Here is a 7019-nt window from a genome sequence, read left to right on the forward strand (position 1 = left end):
GCCCCCGCGAGTGCGCCTGCGATGACGACGCTGCCCGAAGCCCCCATTGAACTGACGATTGAACGGCTGGGCCAGCTGGGCGAAGGCGTGGCCCAATGGGAGGGGCGCACCGTCTTCGTCCCCGGCGCGTTCCCCGGCGACACCGTGCGCGTCCACCTGGAGGCCCAGGGGAAGGTGCTGCGCGGCCTCCTGGGCCAGGTGCTGACGGATGGGGCGGAGCGCGTGTCGTCGCGCTGTGTGTACTCCGACGCGTGTGGCGGCTGTGACTGGCTGGAGCTGGCGGTGACGGCGCAGCGGTCGGCGAAGCAGGAGATCGTCCTCTCCACCCTGGAGCATCTGGGGCGCCTGAAGCGCTCGGCGTTCACCGTGCGGCCGCTGATGGTCGCGCCCCGGGACTGGGGCTACCGGCGCCGCGCGGTGCTGCACGGGGCGGGGAAGGGGGCGCTCGGCTACTTCGGCCGGCGCACCCATGAGCGCATCCCGGTGGACGTCTGCCCCGCGCTCACGCCGGTGCTCACGGCGCTGCCCGGGAAGCTGGCCCCGCTGCTCAAGCCGCTGGCCAAGGACACCGAGGAGGTGCTGCTGCTGGCCGAAGGCGACAAGGCCGCGTTCGCGGTGAACCTGAGCGGCCCGGTGACGGCGCGGCACCTGGAGGCGGCGGAGGCCGCGGTGCGCGCGCTGCGGCTGGAGGGCGCGGTGCTGGTGCCGAAGGAGGGCTCGGCGCGGCTGATTGGCCGGCCGGTGCTGCGCTCGCTGTCCCCGCTGCGTCCGGAGGTGCCGGTGTACCTGCGGCCGGATGCGTTCGCCCAGGCGCACGCGGAGGCCAACGTGGGGCTCGTCACCGCGGCCCTGTACGAGCTGGGCGCGAAGGAGACGGACTCCGTGCTGGAGCTGTACTCCGGCAACGGCAACTTCACGTTCCCCCTGGCTGGGACGGCCGGGTCGGTGCTGGGCGTGGAGTCGTCCCCGGTGGGCGTGGAGCTGGCGCAGCGGAGTGCTCGCGAGGGTGGGGTGGCCAACGTGCGCTTCGTCCAGGGCGACGCTCGCAAGGTGTGCGACGGGCTGGTGGCGGAGGGCCGTTCGTTCGACCTGTGCCTCGCGGATCCGCCGCGCGCCGGTGCTCCGGGCCTGGCGAAGTGGATGCGCGCGTTGAACGTGCGCCGGGTCGTGTACGTGGCGTGCGACCCGGCTTCGCTGGCGCGTGACGCGGCGGGGTTGGTGGAGGCCGGTTACAAGCCCGTGGCGCTCCAGGTGGTGGACATGTTCCCGCAGACGCACCACGTGGAAGCGGTGATGTCCTTCGAACGGGAGGCCTGACGCCATGGACGCCCGCATCGTCGAGTTCGCCGAAGTGCTCCGCCAGAACGGCGTCCGCGTCAGCACGTCCGAGGTGCAGGACGCCCTGCGCGCCACGGCGGAAGTGGGCGTGCAGGACCGGGCGCTGTTCCGCTCCGTGCTGCGCACCACGCTGGTGAAGCGCGAGCTGGACGTGGAGACCTTCCGCCGCGCGTTCGACTTCTTCTTCTCCGGCGCGGCCCGCACGTTCGAGGCCATCGACAAGTCACTGGCGAAGCAGTTGGAGGAAGAGGGCTATCTGGAGGGCGACCTCCTGAAGATGGTCATCTACCAGATGAACCTGCTGGCCCCGGAGATGTCGCCGCTGGCGCAGGCCATCCTCGCGGGCGACCGCGCGCGGCTGGCGCAGATCTTCCGGCAGGCGTCGCTCCAGCTGGACCTGGGACAGCTGGAGAGCCCGCTTCAGACGGGGTTCTTCACGCGGCGGATGCTCGCGGGCGCGGGCATGGAGCGGGCGAGGTCCGACCTCAAGTCTCTGGAGGACGAACTGAAGGCGCGCGGGCTCCATGCGGAGGGCGTGGAGATCGTCTCGCGCCACGTGGCCGCGGCGATGCGCAAGATTGAAGACGCCGCTCGCGCGGAGGTGAAGCGCCAGTCCGAGGCGCGCATCCGCCGCCGCACGGACGCCGTCACGGAGAAGCCGCTGCACCTGCTCACGCAGGCGGAGGTGGACCAGATGGAGGCCGCCGTCCGCACGCTGGCGGAGAAGCTCAAGAGCCGGATGATCCGCAAGCAGCGCTCGCACCGGAGAGGCTCGCTCAACGTGCAGCGCACGCTGCGCCGGAACATGCCGTGGGACGGCGTACCCATGGTGCCCATGTTCCGCACCCGCCGGCCGGAGCGCCCTGAGCTGGTGGTGCTCTGCGACGTGTCCGACTCCGTTCGCAACGCGTCCCGCATGATGCTGCTCTTCATGCACACGCTGCAGTCGCTGTTCGTGCGCGTGCGCTCGTTCGTCTTCGTGTCCGACGTGGGGGAGGTCACCCAGTTCTTCAAGGACCTGGACGTGAGCGAGGCCATCGACGCGGCGACCGCCGGGCGCACCGTGTCCATGAGCGCGAACTCCAACTACGGCCGTGCGCTGGCGGACTTCACGCGCGACCACCTGGGCAGCATCACGCGCCGCACCACCGTGATGATCATTGGCGACGGCCGCAACAACTACAACGCGAGCAACGCCTGGGCCCTGAAGGACCTGAAGCGCAAGGCCAAGCGCGTGCTGTGGATCTGCCCCGAGGACCGGGGCAACTGGGGCATCGGCGACAGCGAGATGCTCACCTACGAGAAGCACTGCACCCAGGCCGTGGTCGTCACCTCCGTGTCGGACCTGGCCCGCATCGCGGAACAGCTCGTCCCCGTCTGAAACCCCCTTCGCTTCACCGCTTCACAGGAGAGCCCCATGGCCCCGTCCTTCTTCGACGACTACCAGGACGTCCCCAACGTGGAGACCGGCCCGGACTTCGACGCCGCCGACGACCGCACGCTGCGCATGGCGTCCCGCCCGGTGGACAAGGCGCTGCTCGACGCGCTGGTCCGCTACCAGGAGACCTTCCTGGCGCACATGGAGGCGGAGGCCAGCCCGGAGGCCATGGCCCGCGCGGCGACGGCGGCGCTGGAGGCCAGCGGCCTGGACGTGAAGGCGGCGGAGTGGGGGAGCGCCGTGCTGCGGGCCTTCGGCGGGCGGCGGTGGACGCTGCAGCGGCTGCGCTCGAAGCTGACGGAGCTGGAGTCCCGCTCCGGGCCGGAGGTGGATGAGGTGAAGAAGCGCGTCCGGGACGAGCTGGTGAAGCAGGAGCGGGAGACGGACGCCCTGGGCCGGCGGTACGGCGCGGAGACGGTGGCCCTGCTCCGGGAGCGCGAGCCGGAGCTCCTGGCCCTGCACACCCGGCTCACGAAGGTCCTCAGCCGGGGATGACCCGGAGTGCCCGCCCGGTTGCATTCCGCGTCCGGGCGTCGCATAACGGCCCGTTTTCCTTCAAGGCCCACCCATGAAGCGCTACTTCATCCACACCTTCGGCTGCCAGATGAACGTCAACGACTCGCTCCGGATGAGCGAGGCGTTGTCGAAGATGTCCTACGTCCCCACGCCGGAGCCGGACAACGCGGACCTCATCATCCTCAACACCTGCTCCATCCGGGAGAAGGCCGAGGACAAGATGCTCTCCGCGCTGGGACGCTACCGCGCCGTGAAGGCCAGCCGGGGCGCCATCCTGGGCGTGGGCGGCTGCGTGGCCCAGCAGGAGAAGGACAAGCTGCTGAAGAAGGTCCCGTACCTGGACTTCGTCTTCGGCCCGGACAACATCGCGAAGCTGCCGGAAGTCATCGCCCGCGTGCAGGACGCCCGCGAGCGCGTGGTGGAGACGGCCTTCGTGGACTCCGAGGAGTACGTCTTCCCGCGCGCCGACGCGGAGACGTCCCGAGGCAAGGTGACCGAGTTCGTCACCGTGATGAAGGGCTGCGACAACGTCTGCTCGTTCTGCATCGTCCCGCACACCCGTGGGCGCGAGGTGAGCCGCAACTTCCCGGACGTGCTCACCGAGGTCGCGGACCTGGCGGGCGTGGGCCTGCGCGAAGTCACCCTCATCGGGCAGAACGTCAACTCGTACCAGGGCGGCATCAGCTTCGCGCAGCTGCTCCTGCGCACCGCGGAGGTGCCGGGCATCGAGCGCGTGCGCTTCACGACGAGCCACCCGCATGACCTGTCGGATGAGCTCATCGAAGCCTTCCGCGTGCAGCCGAAGATCGCCCCGCACTTCCATCTTCCCGTGCAGTGCGGCAGCGACCGCATCCTGAAGATGATGCGCCGCGACTACACCGTCGAGCAGTACATGGAGCGGCTGGAGAAGCTGCGCGCCGCGCGGCCCGGCATCGCCATCACCACGGACATCATCGTGGGCTTCCCCGGAGAGACCGAGGAAGAGTTCGAGATGACGATGCAGCTCACGGAGCGGGTGAAGTACGACAACCAGTTCTCCTTCGTGTACAGCCCGCGCCCCAAGACGGGCGCCGCGCTGCGCGAGAAGGACTGGGGCCCCATCCCGCACGAGGTGAAGGTGGCCCGGCTGGAGCGGCTGCAGAAGCTGCAGCGGCGCATCAGCGGCGAGTACACCCAGGCGCAGGTGGGACTGGACGTGGAGGTGCTCGTCGAGGGCCGCTCGCGCTACGACGCCACCAAGCGCTTCGGCCGCACGCCGGAGAACCGCACCGTGAACTTCGAGGGCGACGCTCCGGCGGGCTCCATCGTGACGGTGCACGTGGAGCGCGCCACGCCCAACCAGCTCGCGGGCAAGCAGGTGGCGATGCTCCAGGCCCCCACCGTGGCGCCGCCGCCGGTGGAGCTGCCCGTGCCGCTGCATGTCCCGGCGGAGGCCTGACGCTTCCGCCGCTGTCCCGACGTCGGAGGTACTCCCATGCCGTTGAAGCCGTTTCGCGGGGTGTCCCCCCGCGTCCACCCGAGCTGCTTCATCGAGGACTCCGCCCAGGTGGTGGGCGACGTGGAGCTGGGCGAGGACTCGTCCATCTGGTTCAACTCCGTGCTGCGCGGGGACGTGAACTCCATCCGCATCGGCAAGCGCACCAACATCCAGGACCTCACCATGGTGCACGTCACCAGCCAGGGTGACTCCACGACGGTGGGCGACGACTGCACGGTGGGCCACCGGGTCATCCTCCACGGGTGCGTCGTGGGCAACCGGGTGCTGGTGGGCATGGGCGCCATCCTCATGGACGGCGTGGAGGTGGGGGACGACTGCATCATCGGCGCCGGCACGCTCCTGACGCCCGGGACGAAGATTCCCCCGGGGTCACTGGTGGTGGGCTCGCCCGGCAAGGTGAAGCGCCCCCTCCACGACGGCGAGCGCGAGTTCCTGGTGCAGTCCGCCCTCCACTACGTGCACACCGCCGCCGAACACCGCGCCAGCCGCTGACGCGGCCGCGTTGTGCGTGTTAGGAACACCCCATGGCTCTCGTGCCCGAGACGACCCTGAAGGCCTGTCCGCTCTTCAAGGGCTTCACCGACACCGGCATCTCCATCTTCGCGGCGGCGGCCGTGTCGCGCGCCTTCCCCAAGGGGACGGCGCTGTTCAGCGAGGGCAAGCCGGGGGACTCGCTCCTCATCGTGGGCGAGGGCACCGTGCGGTTGAGCGCCCGGAGCCCTTCCGGTGAGGACGTGCCCCTGGGCGAGGTGACTGTCGGCGAGCCCCTGGGGGAGCTGGCGCTGGTGCAGAAGGGTGAGCGGCTGTGCTCCGCTACCGCGCAGACGGACGTGATGGCGCTGGAGATCCGCGCGGCGGACTTCCAGAAGCTGCTCGCCGCGAAGCCGCAGGCCTGCATCAAGCTCCTGATGGGCATCGTCAGCCACTTCGGCGCGAAGGCGCGGGACAACCGGGACATGCTGCGCACGCTGGTGGCGCGGGCTCCGGGGAGCTGACCGGCTGTCGGACAGGTGGCTCCGGGCTCCTGCCAGGAGGCCGGACGCACGAGAGACCCTGCCACCCGCACCGGAGGTGGTTACTGTGCCTGCCTGGAGTCCCTCCGGGCTTCCGGGATGTCGCACACCGTGGGTGTGAGTAGACAGAAAGCCGAGGGCTTTCGTGGTGGGGCCCGGGCGCTTGAGGTGGGAAGCTGGGCGGCCGGAGTTTTCAACTGTCGCACCCGGTTGATGGCTGGGTGGTGGACGGGCTGGCCCGGGTGGTTGCCGAGCGGCCCTTCAGAAGTGATTGGACGGAACGACGCGTGGAAGAACTGCTCACCAGCCTGCTCGGTAACTCCCAGGGCCTCTTCGCCTACCTGACCGTGTTCGCCATCCTGGTGGCGTGCGGCCTGGGCGTGCCGCTGCCGGAGGACATCTCGCTCATCCTGGGTGGGTTCCTGGCGCACAAGGGCGCGGCCCACCTGCCGGTGATGATGGCGGTGGGGTTCTTCGGCATCCTGGTGGGTGACAGCCTCATCTACCTGGCGGGGCGCCGGCTGGGCACGCGGCTGGGGCGCGACCCGGGGGCGAAGGGTGGAGGGTTCTTCACCAAGATCGTCACGCCGGAGAAGCGGGCGAAGGTGGAGTCGCTCTTCGTCACGCACGGCCAGAAGATCGTGATGATCGCCCGCTTCATGCCGGGCGTGCGCGCGGTGACGTACTTCACCGCGGGCTCCGTCCACATGCCCTACTGGCGCTTCATCCTGTGGGACGGGCTGGCGGCGCTCCTGTCCGCGCCGGTGTTCGTGTGGCTCGGGTTCCACTTCGGTGGCGAGCTGGACATGGTCATCCGCAAGCTGAAGGACGGCCAAGTGGTGGTGATGGGCTCGCTGGCGGTGCTGGCGGTGGGCTACTTCGTGTACCGCCGCCGCAAGAACGCGAAGCTCGCGGCCGAGGCCGCCGCCAAGGCGCAGGCGACGCAGGTGGCGCTGCCGCCCGTGCCGGAGACGCTGGAGAACAGCGTGTCCCAGACGCGCGCGCCCAGCCCCAGCGCCTTCTTCGACGTGCCCGCCGACAAGGCGCCCGCGTCCGAGCCGGACCTGAACGCGCACAAGTAGCGCCGCGCTCCGGTGTGACGCGGTTCACGGACCCCGCCCCCTCGAAGGAGGGAGCGGGGTTCTTCGTTGCGGGGTGGGCCCTTCCACGGCCTGGCGCCTTCCGTTCACGAAGGCGCAGCACCGCGGCGCTCACC

The 7019-nt window shown here is 70.1% G+C and carries 7 protein-coding genes; all 7 read left to right on the top strand.

The features are described 5' to 3' along the window. The first annotated feature begins 21 nt into the window (after positions 1-21). The 7 genes from AABA78_RS16480 (at position 22) to AABA78_RS16510 (ending at position 6885) form a co-directional block, all read left to right on the top strand. Positions 22-1317, top strand: coding sequence for a class I SAM-dependent RNA methyltransferase (locus AABA78_RS16480; protein ID WP_338264015.1), 1296 nt, complete (start codon positions 22-24; stop codon positions 1315-1317). A 4-nt stretch (positions 1318-1321) separates the two neighbouring features. Next, positions 1322-2719, top strand: a complete 1398-nt coding sequence (locus AABA78_RS16485; protein ID WP_338264016.1) for a VWA domain-containing protein — start codon at positions 1322-1324, stop codon at positions 2717-2719. 36 nt (positions 2720-2755) lie between these two features. Then, positions 2756-3271, top strand: coding sequence for a hypothetical protein (locus AABA78_RS16490; RefSeq protein ID WP_338264017.1), 516 nt, complete (start codon positions 2756-2758; stop codon positions 3269-3271). A 73-nt stretch (positions 3272-3344) separates the two neighbouring features. After that, a complete protein-coding gene (miaB, locus tag AABA78_RS16495) occupies positions 3345-4730 on the top strand; it encodes a tRNA (N6-isopentenyl adenosine(37)-C2)-methylthiotransferase MiaB (RefSeq protein ID WP_171412875.1) in 1386 nt (461 codons plus the stop codon). Between the two features lie 36 nt (positions 4731-4766). Beyond that, complete coding sequence (locus AABA78_RS16500; RefSeq protein ID WP_171412874.1) at positions 4767-5282, top strand: gamma carbonic anhydrase family protein; 516 nt, start codon at positions 4767-4769, stop codon at positions 5280-5282. Between the two features lie 32 nt (positions 5283-5314). Continuing rightward, positions 5315-5785 carry a cyclic nucleotide-binding domain-containing protein gene (locus AABA78_RS16505; protein ID WP_171412873.1) on the top strand — a complete coding sequence of 157 codons (471 nt, stop codon included), beginning with the start codon at positions 5315-5317 and terminating at the stop codon, positions 5783-5785. A gap of 305 nt (positions 5786-6090) precedes the next feature. Beyond that, on the top strand, positions 6091-6885 hold the full coding sequence (locus tag AABA78_RS16510) for a DedA family protein (RefSeq protein WP_338264018.1): 795 nt from the start codon (positions 6091-6093) through the stop codon (positions 6883-6885). Positions 6886-7019: the final 134 nt, after the last annotated feature.

It is taken from the genome of Corallococcus caeni, assembly GCF_036245865.1.
GTDB classification, from domain to species: Bacteria; Myxococcota; Myxococcia; order Myxococcales; family Myxococcaceae; genus Corallococcus; species Corallococcus caeni.

Excerpts from the sequence above, each read along its gene's own strand:
- AABA78_RS16480 (WP_338264015.1), top strand. The coding sequence starts at position 22 with ATGACGACGCTGCCCGAAGCCCCCATTGAACTGACGATTGAACGGCTG.
- AABA78_RS16485 (WP_338264016.1), top strand. The coding sequence starts at position 1,322 with ATGGACGCCCGCATCGTCGAGTTCGCCGAAGTGCTCCGCCAGAACGGC.
- AABA78_RS16490 (WP_338264017.1), top strand. The coding sequence starts at position 2,756 with ATGGCCCCGTCCTTCTTCGACGACTACCAGGACGTCCCCAACGTGGAG.
- miaB (WP_171412875.1), top strand. The coding sequence starts at position 3,345 with ATGAAGCGCTACTTCATCCACACCTTCGGCTGCCAGATGAACGTCAAC.
- AABA78_RS16500 (WP_171412874.1), top strand. The coding sequence starts at position 4,767 with ATGCCGTTGAAGCCGTTTCGCGGGGTGTCCCCCCGCGTCCACCCGAGC.
- AABA78_RS16505 (WP_171412873.1), top strand. The coding sequence starts at position 5,315 with ATGGCTCTCGTGCCCGAGACGACCCTGAAGGCCTGTCCGCTCTTCAAG.